The sequence below is a fragment of the Xanthobacter sp. 91 genome (assembly GCF_000702385.1).
GTDB lineage: Bacteria > Pseudomonadota > Alphaproteobacteria > Rhizobiales > Xanthobacteraceae > Xanthobacter > Xanthobacter aminoxidans.
Genome location: NZ_JNIB01000001.1, coordinates 943,242 through 964,693, shown reverse-complemented (window position 1 = coordinate 964,693; position 21,452 = coordinate 943,242). Strand labels below are relative to the sequence as shown.

The window sequence follows — 21,452 nt, the reverse complement described above, 5'->3', positions numbered from 1 at the left end:
GCGGTCATGGCAACGACGCCTCGCCTCGAGCTGGCCGCGCCCCCGGCCGTGCCCGGCACCCCCATTCTGGAGCTGAAGGGCATCTCCAAGACATTTCCGGGCGTGAAGGCGCTGGACGATGTGTCCTTCGCCGTGTGGCCGGGCGAGGTGCACATGCTCCTCGGCGAGAACGGCGCCGGCAAGTCCTCGCTCATGAAGGTGCTGTGCGGCGCCTATCAGGCGGATGCCGGCGAATACTTCCACAATGGTGAAAAAGTAGAGATCCGCTCCCCCGCCGACGCGCGGCGCTTCGGCATCGCGGTGATCTTCCAGGAGTTTTCCCTCGTCCCCTATCTCGACGTGGCGCAGAACATCTTTCTCGGCCGTGAATTTTCCTCGCGCATCCCCGGCCTGACGGACCGCCGCCGCCTCTATCGCGAAGCGCAGAAGGTGCTCGATCTGATCGGCCTGGAGGTGGACCCGCGCACCAAGGTGCATCAGCTCGGCGTCGCCCAGCAGCAGATGGTCGAGATCGGCAAGGCGCTGTCGCAGGATGCCCGCATTCTCGTGATGGACGAGCCCACTGCCGCGCTCTCCGACCGCGAGACCGAGCGCCTGTTCGAGGTCATGCGCCAGTTGCAGGCGAAGGGCGTCGCCCTCGTCTACATCTCGCACCGCATGGCCGAGGTGTTCGCCCTCGGCGACCGCATCACCGTGCTGCGCGACGGCAAGCTCGTGGGCCGCGCGCTTCCGGGCGAGACCTCGCCGGACGAACTGGTGCGGATGATGGTCGGCCGCAACGTGGACATGTCCTATCCCCGCCGCTTCGCCACCGAGCCGGGCGAGGTGGTGCTGGAAACCAAGGGCCTGTCCTCCACCAACGGCATCCGCGACATCGACCTGAAGGTCCGCGCCGGCGAGATCGTCGGCCTGTGCGGCCTCGTCGGCTCCGGCCGCACGGAGGTGGCCCGCGCCATCTTCGGGGCGGACGCAGTGACGGCGGGCGAGGTCCGCATCTTCGGCAAGCCGAGGACCGGCGGGCCGGACGCCGCGGCCTTTGCCGGCGTGGGCCTCATCCCGGAGAGCCGGAAGGCGGAGGGCTTGGCCCTCATCCGCACGGTTAGCGACAACCTCGCCGTGGCCGGCCTGCCCAAGCTGTTCCCCAACATGATGTTCTCGCCCGGCAAGGCCCGGCGCTCGGCGCAGGAGCTGATCCAGCGTCTGCGCATCGCCACCCCCTCGCCGAACCAGAGTGTCGCCGTCCTCTCCGGCGGCAACCAGCAGAAGGTGGTGATCGGCAAGTGGCTCGCCGCGGGCACGCGCCTCTTCATCTTCGACGAGCCCACCCGCGGCATCGACGTGGGCGCGAAATCCGAGATCTTCGCCCTCATCGATCAGCTCGTCGCCGAAGGGGCGGCGGTGCTCATGATCTCTTCCGAGCAGGCGGAGATCGTCCATGTCTGTGACCGCGCCTACGTCATGCGCGGCAAGCGCATCGTCGGCGAGCTTGGCCGCGCCGACCTCTCCGAAGAGAACATCGTCCGAATGGGGATGCACGATGAGTGACCACGCCCTCTCCCCCTCTGCCCCCGCGCGGCCGCGCATCCCCGCCGTGCCCGGCGTCGCCGTGGCGCTCGTCGGCCTCAGTGTGCTGTTGGCGGTGGCGAGCCCCGGCTTCCTCACCGCCGGCAACCTCTCCAACATCCTGGTGCAGTCGGTGATCCTGCTGCTCCTCGCGCTGCCCATGACGCTCATCATCATGACGGAGGGGCTGGACCTCTCCATGGGCGCGGTGCTCACCCTCGCCTCGCTGGTGCTGGCGCTGATCGTGGTGGCCACCCAGTCGCTGATGCTCGGTCTCGCCGGGGCGCTCGGCGTGGGCCTCGCCTTCGGCCTCGCCAACGGCTGGCTGGTGGCGTCGCTGGGCATCCCGCCCTTCGTCGCCACCCTCGGCACGCTGGGCGCGGCGCAGGGGCTCGCGCTCATCGTCTCGGACGGGCAGAGCGTGGTGGGCATCCCGCGCTTCGTGCGGCTGGTCTATTCCGGCGAGGTGGCGGGCATCCCCAACCCCATCCTCATCGGCGCGGGTTTCTACGCCCTGTTCCATGTGCTGCTCTACCACACCCGCTTCGGCACCTATGTGTGCGCGCTGGGCGGCAACCGCGAGGCGCTGACGCTGGCCGGCGTCAAGTGGAAGCGCCTGCTCATCTCCGTCTACATGCTGGGCGGAGCCATGGCCGGCGTCGCGGCCCTGCTGATGACGGCGCGCATGAATGCCGGCCATCCCACCGCCGCCATCGGCATGGAGTTCGACGCCATCGCCGCCGTGGCGCTGGGCGGCACCTCCTTCGAGAAGGGCAACGGCTGGATCTTCGGCACCCTCATGGGCGTGCTCACCGTGGGCGTGCTGCGCAACGGGCTGAACCTCATGGCCGTGCCTTCCTCGGTGCAGGTGGCCTGCATCGGCGTCCTCGTCATCTTCGCCCTCTTCCTCGACGGCATGCGGAGCAAGAAGTCATGAGCCTCGCCGGCGACGTCTCCGCGGGCACGCCCCGCATCCATCTGTCCAAGGACATGCAGCAGCTCCTCTACCGGCTGCTGGCAGCGGGCCTCCTGTGCGTGGCGCTGAGCATCGCGACGGATGCCTTCTTCACCACCAACAACATCCTCAACGTGCTCAGGCAGGCGAGCCTCCTGTTCTTCCTCGCCTCCGGGCTCACGCTGGTGATCCTCACCGGGGGGCTCGATCTCTCTGTGGGCGCGAACATCGGGCTTTCCGCCTGCCTTGCCGCCACCGTCATCAAGGCAACCGGCTCGCCGGCGCTGGGCACGCTCACCGGGCTGGCCAGCGGCTGCGCCATCGGCATCTGCAACGGGCTGATGGTGGCGAAGCTGCGCATCCCCTCCTTCATCGCCACCTACGGCATGCTGTGGGTGCTGCACGGCGTCACCTATTACTACATGGCCGGCGAGACCATTCACGGCTTCCCGCCCGGCTTCCGCCATATCGGTTCGGGCTATTTCCTCGGCATCCCGATCCCGGTCTACTTGATGATCGGCTTTCTCATCGCCGGCACCGTCTTCGCCCAGCGCACCGTGTGGGGTCAGCAGATCTATGCCATCGGCGCGAACCCCATGGCGGCACGGCTCTCGGGCATCCCGGTCGATCGCCGCCTGATCCTCGTCTACGCCTTCTCGGGCGCCATGGCGGGCGTCGCGTCCATCGTCTTCCTCGCCCGGCTGAACTCGGCCGAAGGGGACATCGGCGAGGCGATGACGCTGCCGGCCATCGCGGCGGTGCTCATCGGCGGCGCATCGCTCTTCGGCGGGGTGGGCAGCGTGTTCGGCACCTTCGTCGGCGCGCTCATCCTTACGCTGGTGCTGAACGGCATGAACCTGCTCGCCGTGAACGCCAGCTGGCAGCCTTTGGTGACGGGCGTGATCGTCATCTTCGCCGTCTGGCTCGACATGGTCGGGCGCAAACGGTCCTGAAGCGTAATCCAAGTCAAACGCCAAACAGTCAAACGCCAAATATCAAGAATCGGAGGAAGACCCCATGAATAAATTGAAGTCGAACTTCAGGCTCATCGCCGCGGCGCTGCCGGTGGCGCTCCTGTCCACCGGCGCGCTGGCCGCGGACGAGACCATCGCGGTCTTCACCAAGAACCAGACCAACCCCTATTTCCAGACGGTGCGCGTGGGCGCCGAGGTGGCGGCCAGGTCCATGGGCGCCAAGGTGGTGCACTACATTCCCACCAAGCCGGACTCGATCCCCGAGCAGCTCAGCCAGATCGAGGACGTGATCGTGAAGAAGCCGAGCGCCATCGTCTTCGTGCCGGTGGACTACAAGGCCATGGTGCCGGGCGTGGAGCAGATCAACGACGCCAAGATCCCGGTGGTGAACGTCACCGACCGCTCGGCCGGCGGCAAGTTCCTCGCCTTCGTCGGCGCCGACGACTACAGCCTCGGCCTGGAGACCGGCCGCTACCTGCTCAAGGAGATGGGCGGCAAGGGCAATGTGGTGATCCTGGAGGGCGTGAAGGGCTCGCTCACCAACATCGACCGGGTGCGCGGCTTCAATGACGCCATCAAGGAAAACAAGGACGTGAAGCTGCTGGCGAGCCAGCCCGCCAACTACCAGCGCCTGCAGGGCCTGCAGGTGATGGAAAACCTGATGCAGTCCCATCCGCAGATCGATGGCGTGCTCGCCGCCAACGACGCCATGGCCATCGGCGCCATCGAGGCGCTCGATGGCGCCAACCGCAAGGCCAAGGTCATCGGCATCAATGGCACCAAGGAGGCGATCGACGCCATCAAGGCCGGCAAGCTGCTCGCCTCGGGCGACTACAACGGCTTCGTCCAGGGCTGCATCGGCACCATGGTGGCCATCCGCTCCCTGCGCAACGAGGCCATCGTGAACGAAGTGGTGCTGAAGCCGACCGTGGTCAACGCCTCCAACTATCAGCCCTACGACGTGCCGCTGGAGGCCCGCACCTGCCCGAGCTGGGCGGACGCCGCCGCCATGGCCACCAAGGCGCCCACCAAGACCAACTGATCACCTGACGCCGTTCTGAGAAGACGGCGTGTTATCACCCGGACGGGGCGACACCGGCTTGAGGTCGCGTGCCGCCCCGCTCGCGAAGGAGCCTCTCTCATGCTGTTCGCCATCCACGGTGTCGATCGCCAAGGCGCGCTCGACACCCGCCTCGCCCACTATGAGGCGCACAAGGCCTTCCTGTCCGACACCTCGGCGTTCGGGGTGGAGATCGTCATGTCCGGCCCGCTGGTGGCGGATGACGGAACCACGATGATCGGCAGTCTGTTCCTCATCGAGGCGCCGGACCGCGCCGCCGTCGAGGCGTTCAACGCGGCCGATCCCTTCAGAAAGGCGGACATCTGGGAGCGCGTGACGATCACCGGCTTCCTGCGTCGCCAGGGTTGAGCGCCCAATCTCATTTCAAGGAGACGACACATGTCCAGTGATGCCCGCCCGATCCGGGTGGTGGGAATTTCCGGCAGCCTGCGCAAGGGCTCCTACAACACGATGGCCCTCAAGGCGGCCATGGATCTCGCGCCCGAAGGCATGACCATCGAGGCGGCCGAGATCGGCGATCTGCCGCACTACAATGACGACGTGCGCCTCGCCGGCTATCCGCCGGAGGTGGAGCGCTTCCGTGCCCAGCTGACGGCAGCGGACGCCATCCTGTTCGTGACACCGGAGTACAATTACTCCATCCCCGGCGTGCTGAAGAACGCCATCGACTGGGCCTCCCGCCCGCCGAGCCAGCCGTTCGACAACAAGCCCGTGGCCATCATGGGCGCCAGCATGGGCGTTCTCGGCACCGCGCGGGCGCAGTATCAGCTGCGGCAGATGCTGGTGTTCCTCAACGCCTTCCCGCTGAACAAGCCGGAAGTGATGATCGGCGCCGCCCAGACCAAGTTCGACGCCTCAGGCGCCCTCACGGACGAGGCGACGGCGGACTTCATCCGCCAGCTGCTCACCGCGCTTGCGGCCTGGACCGAGCGCCTGCGCTGACCTGAAGCTGACGTGCTCCTGAAGCTGGCATGCCCCTGAAACGGCAGCGGCGAGAGGCTTGGCCCCTCGCCGCTGCTTTTTTGTTGCCTGCCGGAAGGGCCGATCACACCCGCTCCAGCGCCACCGCGATGCCCTGGCCGACGCCGATGCACATGGTGCTGAGCGAGCGCTTGCCGCCGGTCAGGGAGAGTTCGATGGCCGCCGTGCCGGTGATGCGGGCGCCGGACATGCCGAGGGGATGGCCGAGCGCGATGGCGCCGCCGTTGGGGTTCACCCGCGCATCGTCGTCGGCAATGCCCAGGTCGCGCAGGGTGGCGAGGCCCTGGGAGGCGAAGGCCTCGTTCAGCTCGATCACGTCGAAATCGGCCGGGGTGAGGCCGAGGCGCGCCATCAGCTTCTTGGAGGCCGGCGCCGGGCCGATGCCCATGATGCGCGGCGGCACACCGGCCGCAGCCCCGCCCAGCACGCGGGCGATGGGGGTGAGGCCATACTTCGCGGCCGTCTCCGCGTCGGCGAGGATCAGCGCGGCGGCACCGTCATTGACGCCCGAGGCATTGCCGGCCGTCACCGTGCCGCCCTTGCGGAACGGGGTGGAGAGCTTCGCCAGCGCCTCGATGGTGGTGGCGCGCGGATGCTCGTCGCGCTCCACGAGGATGGGGTCGCCCTTGCGCCGGGGGATGGCCACCGGAACGATCTCCCGCGCCAGCCGCCCGTTCGCCTGCGCGGCGGCAGCCTTGGCCTGCGAGCGCAAGGCGAAAGCGTCCTGATCGGCGCGGTTGATGGCGAAGTCCTCGGCCACGTTCTCGCCGGTCTCCGGCATGGAATCCACGCCGTACTGCGCCTTCATCAGCGGGTTCACGAAGCGCCAGCCGATGGTGGTGTCGTGGATCTCCGCATGGCGGGAGAAGGCCGTGTCCGCCTTGGGCATGACGAACGGGGCGCGGGACATGGATTCCACGCCGCCGGCGATCATCAGCGACGCCTCGCCCGCCTTGATGGCGCGGGCGGCAGCGATGATGGCATCCATGCCCGAGCCGCACAGGCGGTTGATGGTGGTGCCCGGCACGCCGACCGGCAGGCCGGCGAGCAGCAGCGACATGCGCGCCACGTTGCGATTGTCCTCGCCCGCCTGGTTGGCGCAGCCGAAGATCACATCGTCTACGGCGGCGAAGTCCACGCCGGGATTGCGCGCCATGAGCGCCTTGAGCGGCACCGCGCCGAGATCGTCCGCCCGCACCGAGGCGAGTGCGCCGCCGAAGCGGCCGATGGGCGTGCGGACATAGTCGCAGATGAAGACGTCCTTCATTGCGTGCTCCTAGAGCTCGGGGACGATGAGATCGGCCACGGGGCCGGCGATGACCAGCTCGGCCCCGGTGAGGGACTGGAGCTTTTGGAGCGTGATGGTGGGCAGTTTCTCGCGCAGCACGAAGCGGCCGCCCTTGATATCCACCACGGCAAGGCTGGTATAGACCCGCGTGACGCAGCCGACGCCGGTGAGGGGCAGGGTGCAGCGGTCCAGCAGCTTCGGCTCGCCGGACTTGGTGACGTGCTCGGTGATGACGGCGACGCGCTTGGCGCCATGCACGAGGTCCATGGCCCCGCCCACCGCCGGAACGCCCTTGGCGCCGACGCTCCAATTGGCGAGGTCGCCGTTCTGCGCCACCTGGTAGGCGCCGAGGATGGCGACATCCAGATGCCCGCCGCGCACCATGGCGAAGCTGTCCGCATGGTGGAAGAAGGCCGAGCCGGGCTTCAGCGTCACCGCCTTCTTGCCGGCATTGATGAGGTCCCAGTCTTCCTCGCCCGCGGGCGGCTCCTGGCCGAAGTCGAGGATGCCGTTCTCGGTGTGGTAGATCACTTCCCGGCCGGCCGGCTGATAGCGCGCGACCATCTCGGGAAAGCCGATGCCGAGGTTCACATAGGCCCCGTCGGCGATGTCCTGCGCGGCGCGCCAGGCGATCTGGGCGTTGGAGAGCTTGGTATCGTCGCTGGCGGTCATGGATAGGTTGCTCCGGCGCGGTTCAGCAGCTCTTCCTGGGCGGGGTTGGTCACTTCCACCACGCGCGAGACGAAGATGCCGGGGGTGACGACGTGTTCCGGGTCGATGGTGCCGGGCGGCACCAACTGCGACACCTGCACGATGGCGTGCCGCGCGGCCGTGCACATGAGCGGGCCGAAATTGCGGGCCGCCTTGTTGTAGGTAAGGTTGCCGAGGCGATCGCCGAGATGCGCCTTCACCAGCGCGAAATCGGCCTTCAGCCAGCGCTCCTGCACATAGGGGCGGCCGTCGAACTCGGCGGTCGGCTTTCCGTTGGCGAGTTCGGTGCCGTAGGAGGTGGGCGTGTAGAAGGCCGGAATGCCGGCGCCGCCCGCGCGGATGCGCTCGGCGAGCGTGCCCTGCGGCACCAGCTCCAGTGCGATGTCCCCGGCGAGATACTTCTGTGTGAAGACACGCGGGTCCGCCGAGCGGGGGAAGGAGCAGATGAGCTTGCCCACCATCCCCACCTCGATCATGGCGGCGAGGCCCACATGGCCGTTTCCGGCATTGTTGTTGACCACCGTGAGGTTGCGCGGCGAGCCGGTCTTCACGAAGCGGTCGATGAGAGCGTGGATCAGCTCGATGGGCGCGCCGGAGCCGCCGAAGCCTCCGATCATCACCGTGGCGTTGTCGCCGATGTCGGCCACCGCCTCCGCGGGTGTGGCGATCGTCTTGTCCATGGACATCCCTGTTGCGCCTGGGGCGGCGCCCCTTTCGATACCCGACGAATAAAAAACACCGCCCTCGACTTCAATCCGTTTTGTGCGATATAGGAAGTTTGTTGACATATCGCACAAACGAGAGGCCGCCGTGACCGGTATTTCCCAGCGCGACACCATGGGCGGCCTCGCCAAGGGGCTTTCGGTGATCGAGACCTTCACCGCCGAGCGCCCACGCCAGTCCATCGCCGAGGTGTCGGCGGCAAGCGGCCTTGACCGGGCGACGGCGCGGCGCTGCCTGCTCACCCTCGCTCATCTCGGGTATGCGGACTACGACGGCAAGTTCTTCACCCTGACGCCCCGCGTGCTCAGGCTCGGCACCGCGTGCCTTGCGGCCATGCCGCTGCCGCAGATGGTGCAGCCCTGGCTTGACCGGCTGTCCGAGGAGCTGGGGGAGAGTTCATCCGTCTCCGTCCTCGATGAGGATGAGATCGTCTATGTGGCGCGCGCGGCGCAGCGCAAGGTGATGTCCATCGCGCTCATGCCCGGCTCGCGCCTGCCGGCCTATTGCACCTCGATGGGGCGCGTGCTGCTCGCTGCCTTGCCGGAGGCCGAGGCCCTACGCCGCCTGCGTCTGCGGCCGCTGGTCGCGCGCACGCCGCTGACGCTGACCGATCCCGATGCGGTTATGGCCGAGCTGAAGGGCGCGCGGGAGCGGGGATATGCCGTGATCGACCAGGAGGTTGAACTCGGCCTGCGCTCCATCGCGGTGCCGCTCCTCAATGCGCGGGGCGTCGCCGTGGCGGCGCTCAACCTCGGCCTGCCCGCCCTCGCGGGGGACGTGGAAACGCTGTCGGCCCGCTATCTTCCGGCGCTCGTTCGCGTGCAGGGGGAAATCCGCAAGATCCTGCGATAGGGGCCTGAGAGCGCAGGCGCCGCAGCGCGCCGTGCCTCTTCCGGCTGAGGCACGAGAGGGCCTTGCTCGACCTCTCTGGCGGGAGAAGATGTCATTCTGGCGGCTGCTGAAAGTGCTGCCGCGGTCGGGGAGGTCTGATCACGATCGATCTCGGCGAGCAGCTGTTCAACACCTTCGCTTTGTGCCGCGACCTGATCCGCCAGGCGCCGGTGCGGGTGGACAGCCGCGAGGAACTGCAAACCGAGCTGCAACGCGCCTCTGGTGGCGTGATCTTCACCACGATCCAGAAGTTCGCGCCCGGCATCGGCGAGACGCGCTACCCAAGCCTCGCATCGACGCCGAGATTGAGGTGCTGACTGAGGATCAGGGCGTCACCGAGCAGGAGGCCATCAAGCGCAAGTGGGAAACCATCGAAGCTCTCGTCGGCTCTCGCAAGCGGCTGAAGATGATCGCCGAGGATCTGGTGCAGCACTTGGAAAACCGCCTCGCCGCCCTCGTCGGCAAGGCCATGGCGGTGTGCATGAGCCGGCGCATCTGCGTCTCGCTCTATGACGAGATCATCGCGCTTCGCCCGAGGCCTCTGCAGTCAGCAATTAATTGCTTCTAAAGCGCGGCCAGGACGCGCTCGATGGGGGGCATCCGTGCACAGCAGCAAAGAGACCGGGCCATGCAGCATTTCAAGTTCTGCAGCATCATCGCCGCTGCAATTCTCCTGGGCCCCGTATCGAGCGCCGGAGCGGCAGAGCTTGTGAAGGCCCGCCTCGCACAGAACCTCGCCCCCATCTCGGCGCTGACCATCGTCGCCAAGGCGCAGGGCCTGTTCGAGAAGGAAGGCCTCGATGTCTCGGTGAGCAACTTCACCAGTGGCAAGCAGGCCCTCGACACGGTGATCGGGGGCGGCGCCGACATTGCCACCACGGCAGAAGCGCCGGTCACGGCGGCCGCCATGGCCGGCCAGCCCATCGCCTTCGTGGCGGGCATGGAATATTCGGACATCAAAACGCTGACAGCGAAAAAGGCGGCCATCAAGTCGTTCGCCGATCTCAAGGGCAAGAAGATCGCCTACACCGCCGGGACTGGCAGCGAGGTCTACACAACCGAGCTGCTGAAGAAGGCGGGCCTTACCAGCAAGGATGTCACGCTGGTCAATCTGAAGCCCCAGGAGATGCTGCCCGCGCTGGCGGCCGGGAGCATCGATGCCTACGACACCTGGGAGCCGCACATTGCCAACGGCCGGAAGGCGCTCGGTGACGATGTCGCGCTGCTCGATACCAAGGGCGTCTATTCCGAGACCTTCAACATCGTGGTGATGCAGGATTACCTGAAGGCCAATCCGCAGATCGTCTCGAAATTCCTCGCCGCGCTCATCGCCGCCGAAGCGTGGGTGAAGGCGCATCCCGAAGAGGCGATCGAGGTCGTTTCGAATGCCGTGGGCATGAAGCCGGAGGATCTGAAGCCGATCTGGAGCGACTATGTCTATCAGGTCGGCATCGGGGCGAAGCAGATCGATGCCCTCAAGGCCCATGCCCAGTGGCGTCTCGATACGAAGAACCACCCGCCCGGCGTGACCGGCGTCCCGGACTTCGCGGTGGTTCTCTTTCCCGACCCCCTGCGTGCGCTGGACGCCGCCCGCGTCACCTACAAGCTAAACTGAAGCGCCGGCATCATGGCTGATATCTCCACCTCCGCGGCGCTCTCCCCACGCGGGGGTGGCGCGCTCCCCGCCGCGGGGGCGAAACGGCGGCGCAATGCGCGGCTGAGCCAGCGGATCAACATGGCGGTGGGGCTCGTCTCCATCCCCCTTTTCCTGATGGTCTGGCAACTGATCGCGCAGGCGAGGATCGTCAATCCCATCCTCTTTCCCGCGCCCACCGAAGTTGCACGCGCGGCGATGGAATGGGTCACGAGCGGCCTGTTCGTCGAGGACGCGGTGGCGAGCCTGAAGCGCGTGGCCACCGGCTATCTCGTCGGGTCCGTCGTCGGCGTGGGATGCGGCCTGCTCACCGGTCGCTCTGCCTTCTTCTCCGGGCTGCTCGGCCCGCTGTTCCAGGTGCTGCGGCCCATCCCGCCCATCGCCTTCGTCTCCATCGTCATCCTGTGGTTCGGGCTGTCGGAGGGCGGGAAGGTCTTCCTGATCGTCTGGGGTGTGTTCTTCACCGTCTGGCTGTCCACCCATCTCGGCGTCCAGAAGGTGGATCAGGGACTGGTGCGCGCCGCCCAGATGCTGGGCACGCCACGCCGCCGGCTGGTGGGCGAGGTGGTGTTGCTGAGCGCGCTGCCCTTCATCGTCGTGGGCCTGCGCACGGCGGTGGGCATTTCCTTCTACACGCTGGTGGCGGCGGAGCTGGCGGGCGCGTTCGCCGGCATCTTCTATCGCATCCAGCTCGCCCAGCAGAACATGCAGACGGGTCTCGTCTTCGCCGGCCTCGCGGCGCTGGGCCTGATCTCCTTCATCGCCGATCGCTGCTTCGCGATGCTGGCGCAGCGCCTGGTGTGGTGGCGATGAGCATCATTTCCATGATCCGAAAGCCCGTGCCCGTCCCGGTGAGGGAGGCCGGCGAGGTGGAAATCGACGTGCGTGATGTCACCATCGCGTTCGAGCGGGACGGCGGCGAACTTGTGCCCGCCGTCGACCGGGTGTCATTCCAGGTGCGCCGGGGCGAGTTCATCTGCCTGCTGGGGCCGTCCGGCTGCGGAAAGTCCACCCTGCTCAATGCCGTTGCCGGCTTCGAGACGCCCTATGAGGGCGAGGTGGTGGTGGGCACGAAGGTCGTCACGGGACCGGGACCGGATCGCGGTGTCGTGTTCCAGCAGCCCCGGCTGTTTCCCTGGAAGTCGGTGCGGGCGAACGTGGCGCATGGCCCGCGCATGGCCGGCAAATCACGGGCCGACGCCGGGGCCATCGCCGACGAGCTGATCGAGATGGTCGGTCTTTCGCGGTACGCCAAGGCCCTTCCGCACACCCTCTCGGGCGGCATGCAGCAGCGCGTCGCCATCGCCCGGGCGCTCGCCAACCGGCCGAACATCCTGTTGATGGACGAGCCGTTCGGCGCGCTGGATGCCCAGACCCGCACGGTCATGCAGGAGGGCCTGCTCCGGCTGTGGGCGCAGCTGGACACCACGATCCTCTTCGTCACGCACGACATTGACGAAGCTGTGCTGCTGGCGGACCGCGTGCTCGTCATGTCGGCGGGGCCGGGGCGCATCGTCCGCGACGTTGCCGTGGACCTGCCGCGGCCGCGCGCCATCGAGACCACGCTGGGGGCCCGCTTCCAGGCGCTTCGCCGGGAGTGTCTCGATCTCATCCGACAGCAGAGCCAGAAGGCCTTCGAAGGGACCCACGATGCTTGACAAGGTTGCCCCTACGGTCCGCCCTCCGCGAAGCGGCTTCGCAACCGCCCGTGCCGCTCTCGCCGACGGCGCCGATCCGGTGGCGCTGGCGCTTGATGCGGCGGATCGCGCCCAGGCGGCGGCAGGGGATGGCATCTTCACCGCGCTGGTCCCCCGCGCAGAGGTGGAGCGGAAGGCCGCTGCCGCCGCCGCCCGCGCGCGGGCCGGCGAGGCGCTCCCGCTGCTCGGCCTCACCTTCTCGGTGAAGGACAATCTGCACGTGGCGGGGATGGCGACGACGCTCAATTGCCCGGTCGTTGCCATGGCGCCGCAGGAAAGCGCGCTGGCCATCACCCGCCTGGAGGCGGCCGGGGCCGTGCTGATCGGCAAGAACACCCTGGACCAGTTTGCGACGGGCCTGAACGGCACGCGCAGCCCCGAGCCTCTGTGTCGCAACGCGCTCGACCCCGCCTTCATCCCCGGCGGGTCAAGCTCCGGCTCCGGCGTGGCCGTGGCGGCCGGCATCGTTTCCTTCTCGCTGGGGAGCGACACGGGCGGGTCGGGACGCGTTCCAGCAGCCTGCAATGGCATCGTGGGGCTGAGGCCATCCCTCGGGCTCGTGAGCACGCGCGGTGCCGTCTACAACAGCCGCCTGCTCGATTGCATCCCCATCTTCGCGACCAATGTGGACGACGCGAGCGAGATTCTCGGCCTGATCGCCGGCTATGACCCGCTCGACCCGTGGAGCCGCCGCGATGCGGACGCCATCGGAACCGCGCCGGTGCCGGCGTCGTCCGCGCGCCTCGCCATTCCGCGCCGGGACCAGATGCGCTTCTTCGGCGATGCTGATGCCGAGGCTGCCTTCGCCGCCAATCTCGACCGCCTGCGCGGGCTCGGCTTCACGCTGGAGGAGATCGATTTCGCGCCGTTCGAGGAGGCGGGGCGGCTGGTGTTCCAGTCCGCGCTGGTGGCCGAGCGCCTCGTCGAGTACGAGGAGATCATCACGACCCACCGCGATGCCATCCACCCGGCCGCGCTCGCCGCCATTGAGCCGGGGCGCGGCTATTCCGCCAAGCAGGCGTTCGAGACGCTGTACCGGATGCGCGAGCTGAAGCGAGTGGCCGAAATCGCGCTCGCCGATTTTGCCGCCTTCGTGGTGCCGACGGTGCCGACCATCTACACCATCGATGAGATGCTGGCCGACCCGATGGTGCGCAATGGGGTGATGGGCACCTACACCTATTTCGTCGGGCCCATGGACCTGTGCGCCATTGCGGCGCCGGGCGTTCCGGCGCGCGCAGGCCTGCCGTCATCGCTCAGCTTCATCGGGCTCGCCGGGCAGGATGGTGTCGTTTCGGGGCTCGCCCGGCAGTTTCAGCGGCAGGTGTAACCCTGCCCCTCCCGCGCCGAAGGCTCACGCCGCCGGCACGGCCGCGTTCTGCTGGTGGGCGAAGGCCTTCAGCGTTTCCGACCGGATATGGGCGAAGCATTCCCGCTTGATGGCGACGAACGCCTCCGAGAACTGCACTTCCGGCGTGCGCGGGCGTGGAATGTCCACGCGGATGTCGGCGACGATGCGCCCGGGATTGGCGCTCATCACCACCACACGGTCGCCGAGGAAGATGGCCTCCTCGATGTCATGGGTGATGAACAGCACCGTGGTGCGGAACTCCGCCCAGATGTTCAGGAGCGCTTCCTGCATCATCGCCCGTGTCTGGGCATCCAGCGCGCCGAACGGCTCGTCCATAAGAAGCACGCGCGGATAGTTGGCGAGCGCCCGCGCGATGCCCACGCGCTGCTGCATGCCGCCCGACAGCTCGGACGGATAGTGCTTCTCGAACGCGGCAAGGCCCACGAGGGACAGGAAGGTCCGTGCCGTCTGCTCCGCCGTCGAGGTGCTCCCGGTGGACATGAGCGGGCCGAAGGCCACATTGTCCAGCACACTCTTCCAGGGGAACAAAGTCGCCTGCTGGAACACCATGCCCCGATCCGCGCCGGGGCCGCGGATGGTCTCGCCATCCACTTCCAGAAGCCCGCGCGTGGCGGGCACGAAGCCCGCCACCGCATTGAGCACCGTCGACTTGCCGCAGCCGGACGGACCGAGCACGCAGACGAATTCGCCCGGCTCTACGTCGAGGTCGAAGCGCTCCACTACTGTCCGCCGCGCGGCGCCCTCGCCATAGGCGATGGAGAGGTCTTTCAGCTGCAGCCGGCCTCGCCCCGGTGCGGGGGCGAGGTGCGTGGGCAGGGGAGGGGGCGGGGCCATGGAGATGGCCTCCCGGCTGCCGCTCATTTGCCGAGCGCCTTCATGAGGTAGGACGGATCGATGAAGGCCGCGTAGCCGGCCCGGTCCATCACGGAGGGGAGCCGCCCCTGGTCCTTCAGGAAGGTCGCGGTGGCGAGCATGGTGTCGGCGAACTGGCCGATCTGGCCGGGCGTGCCGAGATAGTCCTTCGTGATCTGCTCGGGGCAGGGCACCATGGTGGTGCCCTTCATCATGCGCTCGGCATCTTCGGGCGGCAGGGACAATTCCTTGGCGATGATGTCCACCGTCTCTTTCGGGTGCTTCAGCCAGTAGTCGATGCCCTGGCATTCCGCCTTCACGTAGGCGACCACCTGATCGGGATACTTGGCGGCGAAGTCGTTCATCACCACGCCCACGTCCCATGTGGGATAGCCGCGCTTCGCCATTTCCCCGCTGGTGAGGAAGATCTCGCCGCCGTTCTTCACGATCTTGTCGAGGTTGGGCTCCCAGATCCATGCCGCGTCGATGTCCTTGCGCAGCCAGGCGGCGACGGCATCGGAGGGCGACAGATCGATGAGCTTCACGTCGGTGGGGTTCACCCCCGCCTCTTTCAGCGCCGCGATGAACAGATAATGGGTGGTGGAGCCGAAGGGGGCGGCCGCCGTCTTGCCGGCGAGGTCCTTCAGGGACTTGATGTTCTTGTCCGAGCGCACGGCCAGGGATTCCACCGGGCCGAGCATGTTGAGCACGAAGATGCCCTTGTAGGGCAAAGCGCGGGTGGCGCCGAGGGTGAAGGGCGGATTGCCGACGCCGCCGAAATCCACCTGGTTCGCGGCCACGGCGCGGTTCATGTCGCCGCCCGAGCCGAATTTGACCCACTTGATGGGCACGCCGGTTTTCTCATGTAGGCCCAGCGCCTTGGTGACGAGCTGGGCATTGACGAGGTTGAGATAGCCGATGGTGATCCCCTCCGGCTTCTGCTGCGCCTGCGCGCCAGCCGAAAGGCCGAGGGAGAGGGCGGCGGCGGCAAGCAGAAGGGAAGCCGTGCGTCGAAGCGATGTCATCTCAGTCTCCAGTCGGCGAAGGGGATCAGCGGAAGCGCCAGGGGGTGAGGGCGCGCTCGGTGAGGCGGATGAGAAAATCGAGCGCCATGCCGGTGAAGGCGAGGACGAACAGGCCCATGATCACGATGTCGCCGAGCAGGAACTTGCTCGCGTCCCAGATCATCCAGCCGAGGCCGGCGGTGGCGGCGACGATCTCGGCGGCCACCAGCACCGTGTAGGTGAAGCCGAGGGAAATGCGCATGCCGGTGCAGATGCCGGGCAGGCAGGCGGGCAGGAAGACGTGCCGGAACAGCTGGCGCGAGTTGGCGCCGAGGCTTTTCGCCGCCTTCACGTAGCGCGGATCGACGCTCGCCGCCGCGTGCATGGAGCTGATGGTCAGGGGCGGCAGCGCGGCCAGGAACAGGATGGCGACCTTGGAGGCGTCGCCGATGCCGAGCCACATGACGATGAGCGTGTAGAGCGCGAGCGGCGGCAGGGGCCGGTAGAATTCGATCACCGGATCGAACACCGCCTTCACGTCGCGGCTGAGGCCCATGACGATGCCGAGCGGGATGCCCACGAGGCATGCGAGAGTGTATCCCGCCAGCACCCGGTAGAGGCTGGCGATGAGATGCTCGTGCAGGAGGCTGCCCTGGTAGCCCACGGTCGCGGTGCGAACGAAAGCGTCCCACACCGCCTTCGGCGAGGGCAGGAAGAGCGGGTTCACCCACGCATAGTGGGCCGCGAGCCACCACAGCGCGAAGAGCGTGGCGGCGGTCAGCGCCGTGAGAAGCCGTGTGCGGGGGAGGGCCGCCCGCAGCCGAGCCACCAGCAGCCTGGGCCGGGCGGCCCTCTGCGCGGGCTCGCGTGCCGTTTCCACGACGCTCATTCCTCCACTCCGAGAAGGTCCATGACGGTGAGCGCGAGGATGCGGGTCGCCGCGACCGCCTTGCCGATGTGGATGCTCTCGTTCACCGGCGCCCAGCCATCTTCGCCGGGGCCGAAGGTGACAGCCTTGAAGCCGCGCTCGGAGAAGCGGATGGTGTCGTTGAAGGCGTTCTTGCGGTAGAGCTTCGGCTCGCCCGAAAGGACCTCGCCGTAAGCCTTGCGCAGGGCGCGGACGGGCTCGGCATCCGCCTCCTGCTCGCCGGTGCCGTCCACGAACAGGGCGCCGGGGAAAGGCCGGGCCTCGGCCTTCAGGGTCGGGTCCGCGGCAAGCGCGCCGGCGATCACGCGGTTGATATCCGCCATCACGCTGTCCCGCGTCATGCCCGGCAGGATGCCCACCACGCCCAGTACCGCCTTGCAGCTGTCCGGCGTGAACTGCATCTCGCGCGGCACGCCCCCGGCGATACGCAGCACCGTGACCATGGGCGGCGTACCGCCCGCGTGCGGGGCAGCGGTGTGGGCGAAGCTCATCTTTTCGAGCTGCGGCAGCATCTCCATCATCTTGGTGATGGCGTTGATGCCGGTATCGGGCCGCCACAGATGGGTCTTGATGCCTGTTGTCTCCACCTCCACGAGGAAGTTGCCGCAATTGGCGATGGCGATGCCCATGCCCCAGCTGCCATCGGGCGCTGTCCAGGCCGTGGGCTCGCAGACGATGGTGTAGTCGGCGGCAAGCCCGCATTCGTCGAGCAGGAAGATGGAGCCGTCCGGCCCGTTCTTCTCCTCGTCCGCCGTGTAGACGCATTTCAGCGTGCCCTTGAGGCGCACGCCTGCTGCCCGGATGGCTTCAACCGCCAGCAGCGTGCAGGCGAGGTTGCCGCGTGTATCGGAGGTTCCCCGGGCATAGAGCAGGTCGCCGTGGCGCGTGGGCCGGAAGGGATGGCCGCCGGTCATGGTCCACGCCGCCCAGTCGCCGGCGGGATAGGTGTCGAGGTGATCGTTGAGGATGAGGGATGGCCCCTCCTGGGCGCCGGGAAGGTCGGCGATGACGTTGAGCCGGTGGGGCGTGCGCGCCTTCAGGTCCACTCCGAAGCCGAGCGCTGTGAGCTTGTCGGCGAGCAGGAGGGCGATGCCCTCTTCCTTGCCGCCGGGCAGATCGGGATCTAGCGGATTTTCCGCCTCCGGCTGACCGGCCGGGATCAATTCGCAGGCGAGATCGAGCCACGCCTTTTCGGTGATGAAGGACAGAACCGCATCGCGCGGGGTGGCTGCGGCGGGCTGGGAAGACAGTGCGACGGTCATGGCATCCTCGAAAGCACAACAGAGCTGAGCAAGCGGGATGCCAATTGCCGGGATGCGCGATATCGCTTTGACGGGACTGGCGGTTTCGCCATTGCAAAGGAATTGCCTTTGAGCGGCGCCCGCTCATTTTCGCGCCCGAATTCCGGAGCGCGCTCAATCAGGCGGCCATTAATTTATCAAATCGACATTCTTTATATGACGGCAATTTGTTGCTTGTGTTTTCTTGGGTTCCAGAAGCCATCCTTCTGAAGCAGGCTGTCACCGACCCTCGGCGTGTTCCAGCTGCGAGGTGAGCGCCTCGGGCTTCAGGATGACCATCAGGCCGCGCCGGTTGGTGAGGATGCCCTCCTGCTGCATTCGGCCGAGCTGTACCGTGACCCACTGCCGTGTGGCGCCAATGAGCGCGGCGAGATCTGCGTGGGTGAAGGCGGCGGCGATGAGGATGCCACGCTCGTCCTTTACGCCATAGGTCTGGGCGAGGTGCTGGAGCAGTTGCATGAGCCGCTGCGCGACGGACCGCGTCCCCAACATCTGCGCGAAGGCGGAGTAGCAGCGGGCCTTGAAGACAAGGGCGTCGATGATGCCGATGGCGAGATCCGGCACTTGCCGCGCCAGCTGTCGCAGGCCCGCGCCGGGCAGGAACAGCAGCCGGCTCGGCCGCATGGCGGTCGCGGCCCACATATGCGTGCCGCCGCCGAACACGTCGGGTCCACCCACGAAATGGCCCTTGGACCAATAGGCCAGCGTGATCTCGCGTCCCGAGGGCGCCACATAGAAACTGCGGATCTGCCCATCCTCGATCACCACGATGCCGTCGTGGTGCTCGCCCTGACGAAACAGGGGCTCGCCGGCTGACAGGAGCATCTCCCGCCCATGCATCCGTACGATGGCCTGATCCATCTCCGAGAGCCGTTCGATCAGGCTCGCCTCGCGGTGCAGGGGCATCTCCCATTCCGCCAGCAGAATAGGGGCGTCGAGAGCATCTCCCTTGACGTCATCTTTCGCCATTTGCCCTCGCCAGATGCTCTTTGCGCTTGTGGAGGTCATCAAGGTACTGTGAAGGCTGGCGGATGACAGCATGGAGATCGAGAAAAATTTGGCAGAGTCTCTGCTCTGATAATTCCAGATAAAACGGGGCTGTAAATGCCTCTCTTGGGTGACTCGCAGGCGAGAATTCTAGATATAAAACAAATTACATTCCATTTAATATTTGAATAAATTATCAGTATCACAATGGTGTCTCAGAATCATTTATTATTATAGCATTGGGGGCGTCACCATTTCTGACTCAGGTTGCTTCATCTGGGGCGCATCTCAACCGAAGGGCCCAGCAGGGGACATGTATCGCAAGCCGAGGGGCGCCCCACCTCACGCTTCTCCAGCGCATCCCACCTGCGGTAGGCACGATCGGTGGCGTCGCCCAACACATGAGCAAGGGCCGCCCCGGAGATCGCGCGTGGGAAGCTCGCCACCTCGGCAGCCCAATCGCAGAATGAAGATCGGAAGCCATGCATGGCGATCTCCCTGCAAGCGCGGCCGAACACCGACTCAAGAGACAGGGCTCATCCACCACCGGTGAACTGGGCCACGATCAGAGCATGGGAGAGGCTGGCTTCGGTTCAGCGGCGTCGGCCATTTCGCCCCCACGCGCACGCCTGCGGACGCACCGGGACGGTGGCGGCTTTTCCGCATTTTCTCCGTACCGAACGTCTATCGAGAGGAGATTTTGCGCTAAGCCATTGAAAACAATGGCGCTCCCAAGGGGAGACGCTGGCGCCATTGTCGAAAGCGATAGCAAGGTCTTGATATTTCGATGAAATCAGCCAGCCGATTGCGACGGTCCTGAGACTCCCATGTAGCATGTTGGTGTGCCGCCCAGCAACCTTGGACGGCACACAAATCGAAAAAGGAGGGACTGCCAATTTGGGCGTCAGTCCCGGTTGACCACAAGCTGAAGCTTGGGCTTAGATTTGCCTGCGGCAGAGGTCGAGGGGGCTAGGAGACCGTGCATCTCCGCAAACTCTTCCGGCTCTGTCCTGAGCGCTGCGGCCAACTCCTCTAACGAGTAGCCGAGGTCGCTCAGATGAAGAGCAACCAACTGAGAAGCGAGCTTGCCGGCATCTGGAGCAATGTCAAATTCGATCGGCTCCCGCTTCCGGTATCCATGCATATTCATGATTTTGTACAGGTTCGTCGCCGCCTCATCGGAGATAGTTCCGAGCGTTTTAGCGCGATATATGAGGGCGGACATTGCTACTCGCCGGTGCCCATGGCCTGTTCGTCACGATCGCGCCTGCCGCCAACCGGGAAGCTTGGTACGCCGTGGAGCTTTATCGTTCTATGCTTGACCGCCGGCCGGACGGGGTGCCCTTCGTGACGCTGGCTCTGGAGGATGTGATCGCGGCGATTGGCGCAGCGGGCGACGCTGACCTCGCTGCACGCCTGCATGCGCGCTACACGGACTTTTCGCCTGTCCACCGTCTCATCGACGAGTGGGAGCCCTTCACCGAGGACTGATTGGGCTGAGGCAGATCCGCTCCCCTCCCAGTTGGCGGGGGAGCGGACTGGCCTTGACGTTCCGGTGTAAGTTCATACATCTGTACATACGGAAGGAGCCATTGCCATGGTCGCACTCAAGCTTGGGAAAATCGGCAACTCGGTCGGCGCCGTGCTGCCCAAGGAGGTGCTGGCCCGCCTCAAGGTGGAGCAGGGCGACACGCTCTATCTGACCGAGACGCCGGATGGCTATCACCTCACGCCCTACGAACCGGAGTTCGAGGCGGAGATGGAGGCAGCCCGCAAGATCATGAAGAAGCGGCGCAACGTGCTGCGTGAGCTGGCGAAGTGAACGAGCCGGCCGCCCGGCAGGAGCCGCGGTGGGTGACAAAGGCCGTTGTGCTCGCCGTTCATGACGCCCAGCTCGCGGAGCATGGCGGCGGCAGAGGCGTGCGCGACGAGGGGTTGCTGGAAACGGCACTCGATCGCCCGAAGAATCGCTACCACTACATGCAGCAGGACGAAGCCAGCCAAGAGCAGATCTCTGCCTCCGACGTGGCGGCCCTGGCTGCTGCCTACGCCTACGGGATCGCCAAGAACCATCCCTTCGTGGACGGCAACAAGCGTACCTCCTTCGTGGTGTGCGAGCTGTTCCTCGCCCTCAACGGCTATGAGCTGACTTTGGACGATGCCGCAGCGGTGACGACATGGTTGGCGCTGGCGGCGAGTGAGTTGACCGAAGACGAACTCGCAACAAAAATAGAGGCCGCGCTGAGTGTGGTATGAAGTCCTGTTCATGTGAAAATGAGGCTTCTACGCTGAACAGGTGCCCTGTGTTTTGAGGCAGACGATATTTTTATATGAGTTGAGCCGACGCGTTTCTGCCCGGCAGTGTCTCATGTCCGGCCTGGGTCCCTCTGTCTCAAGACCAAAAACAGTCCTCTCTCTTCCCTTTTACGTTCGTCCAGCGAATATATCGTTGGGTCTTCTCTCGACCTTCTCCATAAAGCCACCTAGGCC

General features: G+C 66.3%; 25 protein-coding genes. 16 read left to right on the top strand and 9 right to left on the bottom strand.

The window, feature by feature from the left end; all coding sequences use genetic code 11:
• Positions 1-6 precede the first annotated feature (6 nt).
• The 6 genes from A37E_RS0104690 (at position 7) to A37E_RS0104665 (ending at position 5,515) form a co-directional block, all read left to right on the top strand.
• Positions 7-1,545, top strand: coding sequence for a sugar ABC transporter ATP-binding protein (locus A37E_RS0104690; protein WP_029555545.1), 1,539 nt, complete (start codon positions 7-9; stop codon positions 1,543-1,545).
• Complete coding sequence (locus A37E_RS0104685) at positions 1,538-2,500, top strand: ABC transporter permease (protein WP_029555544.1); 963 nt, start codon at positions 1,538-1,540, stop codon at positions 2,498-2,500. Before A37E_RS0104690 ends, A37E_RS0104685 begins: the two co-directional genes overlap by 8 nt.
• Complete coding sequence (locus A37E_RS0104680; protein WP_029555543.1) at positions 2,497-3,471, top strand: ABC transporter permease; 975 nt, start codon at positions 2,497-2,499, stop codon at positions 3,469-3,471. The genes A37E_RS0104685 and A37E_RS0104680 overlap by 4 nt, the downstream gene beginning before the upstream one ends.
• A gap of 64 nt (positions 3,472-3,535) precedes the next feature.
• The gene (locus tag A37E_RS0104675; protein ID WP_029555542.1) at positions 3,536-4,534 is read left to right on the top strand and encodes a sugar ABC transporter substrate-binding protein; all 999 of its coding nucleotides are present in this window, start codon (positions 3,536-3,538) and stop codon (positions 4,532-4,534) included.
• Between the two features lie 99 nt (positions 4,535-4,633).
• Positions 4,634-4,921 carry a YciI family protein gene (locus A37E_RS0104670; protein ID WP_029555541.1) on the top strand — a complete coding sequence of 96 codons (288 nt, stop codon included), beginning with the start codon at positions 4,634-4,636 and terminating at the stop codon, positions 4,919-4,921.
• Between the two features lie 30 nt (positions 4,922-4,951).
• Positions 4,952-5,515: an NADPH-dependent FMN reductase gene (locus A37E_RS0104665; protein ID WP_024280637.1), complete on the top strand. Its 564-nt coding sequence runs from the start codon at positions 4,952-4,954 to the stop codon at positions 5,513-5,515.
• A gap of 103 nt (positions 5,516-5,618) precedes the next feature.
• Here A37E_RS0104665 and pcaF read toward each other — a convergent pair whose 3' ends face one another.
• The 3 genes from pcaF to A37E_RS0104650 are packed head-to-tail and all read right to left on the bottom strand — an operon-like array spanning position 5,619 to position 8,233.
• Positions 5,619-6,821, bottom strand: coding sequence for a 3-oxoadipyl-CoA thiolase (gene pcaF, locus A37E_RS0104660; RefSeq protein WP_029555540.1), 1,203 nt, complete (start codon positions 6,819-6,821; stop codon positions 5,619-5,621).
• Positions 6,822-6,830: 9 nt separating this feature from the next.
• On the bottom strand, positions 6,831-7,514 hold the full coding sequence (locus A37E_RS0104655) for a 3-oxoacid CoA-transferase subunit B (RefSeq protein ID WP_029555539.1): 684 nt from the start codon (positions 7,512-7,514) through the stop codon (positions 6,831-6,833).
• Positions 7,511-8,233: a 3-oxoacid CoA-transferase subunit A gene (locus tag A37E_RS0104650; protein WP_029555538.1), complete on the bottom strand. Its 723-nt coding sequence runs from the start codon at positions 8,231-8,233 to the stop codon at positions 7,511-7,513. Before A37E_RS0104650 ends, A37E_RS0104655 begins: the two co-directional genes overlap by 4 nt.
• Before the next feature lie 157 nt (positions 8,234-8,390).
• On the opposite strand from A37E_RS0104650, the gene A37E_RS0104645 reads away from it, so the two are divergent.
• From A37E_RS0104645 to A37E_RS0104615, 7 genes are all read left to right on the top strand, one after another.
• Positions 8,391-9,128: an IclR family transcriptional regulator C-terminal domain-containing protein gene (locus A37E_RS0104645; protein ID WP_029555537.1), complete on the top strand. Its 738-nt coding sequence runs from the start codon at positions 8,391-8,393 to the stop codon at positions 9,126-9,128.
• A gap of 179 nt (positions 9,129-9,307) precedes the next feature.
• Positions 9,308-9,484, top strand: a complete 177-nt coding sequence (locus tag A37E_RS27355) for a hypothetical protein (RefSeq protein ID WP_245279270.1) — start codon at positions 9,308-9,310, stop codon at positions 9,482-9,484.
• A complete protein-coding gene (locus A37E_RS27350; RefSeq protein WP_029555536.1) occupies positions 9,478-9,735 on the top strand; it encodes a hypothetical protein in 258 nt (85 codons plus the stop codon). Before A37E_RS27355 ends, A37E_RS27350 begins: the two co-directional genes overlap by 7 nt.
• A 60-nt stretch (positions 9,736-9,795) precedes the next feature.
• A complete protein-coding gene (locus A37E_RS0104630) occupies positions 9,796-10,782 on the top strand; it encodes an NrtA/SsuA/CpmA family ABC transporter substrate-binding protein (protein WP_029555535.1) in 987 nt (328 codons plus the stop codon).
• Between the two features lie 12 nt (positions 10,783-10,794).
• Positions 10,795-11,634, top strand: coding sequence for an ABC transporter permease (locus A37E_RS0104625; protein WP_024280625.1), 840 nt, complete (start codon positions 10,795-10,797; stop codon positions 11,632-11,634).
• Positions 11,631-12,479 carry an ABC transporter ATP-binding protein gene (locus A37E_RS0104620; protein WP_081837453.1) on the top strand — a complete coding sequence of 283 codons (849 nt, stop codon included), beginning with the start codon at positions 11,631-11,633 and terminating at the stop codon, positions 12,477-12,479. Before A37E_RS0104625 ends, A37E_RS0104620 begins: the two co-directional genes overlap by 4 nt.
• Complete coding sequence (locus tag A37E_RS0104615) at positions 12,472-13,848, top strand: amidase family protein (RefSeq protein ID WP_051678783.1); 1,377 nt, start codon at positions 12,472-12,474, stop codon at positions 13,846-13,848. Before A37E_RS0104620 ends, A37E_RS0104615 begins: the two co-directional genes overlap by 8 nt.
• A 24-nt stretch (positions 13,849-13,872) precedes the next feature.
• On the opposite strand, the gene A37E_RS0104610 is transcribed toward A37E_RS0104615, so the two are convergent.
• The 6 genes from A37E_RS0104610 to A37E_RS0104585 form a co-directional block, all read right to left on the bottom strand.
• Positions 13,873-14,751: an ABC transporter ATP-binding protein gene (locus tag A37E_RS0104610; protein WP_081837452.1), complete on the bottom strand. Its 879-nt coding sequence runs from the start codon at positions 14,749-14,751 to the stop codon at positions 13,873-13,875.
• Positions 14,748-15,767, bottom strand: a complete 1,020-nt coding sequence (locus A37E_RS0104605; RefSeq protein WP_029555530.1) for an aliphatic sulfonate ABC transporter substrate-binding protein — start codon at positions 15,765-15,767, stop codon at positions 14,748-14,750. The genes A37E_RS0104610 and A37E_RS0104605 overlap by 4 nt, the downstream gene beginning before the upstream one ends.
• 25 nt (positions 15,768-15,792) lie before the next feature.
• On the bottom strand, positions 15,793-16,635 hold the full coding sequence (locus A37E_RS0104600) for an ABC transporter permease (RefSeq protein WP_081837451.1): 843 nt from the start codon (positions 16,633-16,635) through the stop codon (positions 15,793-15,795).
• A complete protein-coding gene (locus A37E_RS0104595; protein ID WP_029555528.1) occupies positions 16,632-17,936 on the bottom strand; it encodes a M20/M25/M40 family metallo-hydrolase in 1,305 nt (434 codons plus the stop codon). Before A37E_RS0104595 ends, A37E_RS0104600 begins: the two co-directional genes overlap by 4 nt.
• A gap of 258 nt (positions 17,937-18,194) precedes the next feature.
• Positions 18,195-18,944: a Crp/Fnr family transcriptional regulator gene (locus A37E_RS0104590; RefSeq protein WP_029555527.1), complete on the bottom strand. Its 750-nt coding sequence runs from the start codon at positions 18,942-18,944 to the stop codon at positions 18,195-18,197.
• Positions 18,945-19,866: 922 nt separating this feature from the next.
• On the bottom strand, positions 19,867-20,187 hold the full coding sequence (locus tag A37E_RS0104585; protein ID WP_029555526.1) for a hypothetical protein: 321 nt from the start codon (positions 20,185-20,187) through the stop codon (positions 19,867-19,869).
• On the opposite strand from A37E_RS0104585, the gene A37E_RS26805 reads away from it, so the two are divergent.
• The 3 genes from A37E_RS26805 (at position 20,187) to A37E_RS0104570 (ending at position 21,218) form a co-directional block, all read left to right on the top strand.
• A complete protein-coding gene (locus tag A37E_RS26805; RefSeq protein ID WP_029555525.1) occupies positions 20,187-20,453 on the top strand; it encodes a hypothetical protein in 267 nt (88 codons plus the stop codon). The two genes, A37E_RS0104585 and A37E_RS26805, sit on opposite strands and share 1 nt — an antisense overlap.
• A gap of 106 nt (positions 20,454-20,559) precedes the next feature.
• A complete protein-coding gene (locus tag A37E_RS0104575; protein ID WP_029555524.1) occupies positions 20,560-20,784 on the top strand; it encodes an AbrB/MazE/SpoVT family DNA-binding domain-containing protein in 225 nt (74 codons plus the stop codon).
• Positions 20,785-20,816: 32 nt separating this feature from the next.
• Positions 20,817-21,218: a type II toxin-antitoxin system death-on-curing family toxin gene (locus A37E_RS0104570; RefSeq protein WP_245279269.1), complete on the top strand. Its 402-nt coding sequence runs from the start codon at positions 20,817-20,819 to the stop codon at positions 21,216-21,218.
• The last annotated feature ends 234 nt before the right edge of the window (positions 21,219-21,452 follow it).